1 protein-coding gene is annotated in these 590 nt (G+C 58.8%); it reads right to left on the minus strand.

The window, feature by feature from the left end:
• Positions 1–356 (minus strand): glutamine synthetase beta-grasp domain-containing protein (locus tag CXQ94_RS23905; protein ID WP_181034372.1); only part of this gene is annotated, 356 nt, incomplete at its 3' end.
• Positions 357–590: the final 234 nt, after the last annotated feature.

Below are 590 nucleotides of genomic sequence, written 5' to 3' on the forward strand. Positions count from 1 at the left end.
CCGGTGGTTTTGAGGAATTCCTCGGCGCGCTTGGCGATGGAGCGCGGGTCGCGGTCGTAGCCCTGCATGGTGCTCGGCTCGACGATGTCGCAGACCAGGATCAGGGTCGGCTCTTCGGTGAACGGATCGAGTACCGCGGTCTCGTCGACCGGCATCAGGATCATGTCGGAGGCTTCGATGCCTTTCCAGCCATGGATGGACGAACCGTCGAACATCTTGCCGTGCTCGAAGAAGTCTTCATCCTGGGCATCACGAGCCGGAACGGTGACGTGGTGCTGCTTGCCTTTGGTATCGGTGAAGCGCAGATCAATCCACTTCACATCGTAATCTTTGATCAGTTGAAGCGACTTCGACATGGTGTTCTCCAAGTGGTGGAAGCGTGACAGTGAGCTTCCGAATCAGGGTGAAGCCGGGCGGCGATGTTCCGCCAAGGCGACCTGCCTCACAAGGGAGCAAATTGCATGCCAGTGCTCTTTCTTGGGACTGCAGGCCTCTGGCAGCGCTGCGGCAGCGTTTGCGCGTCTCAAAGCGTAGCTGCTGCACTGGATTGATGCGCGGTATTGGTGCGGCTCGCCGGTAATGTGCATTCT

It is taken from the genome of Arthrobacter sp. GMC3 (assembly GCF_002929305.1).
Classification (GTDB): domain Bacteria; phylum Actinomycetota; class Actinomycetes; order Actinomycetales; family Micrococcaceae; genus Specibacter.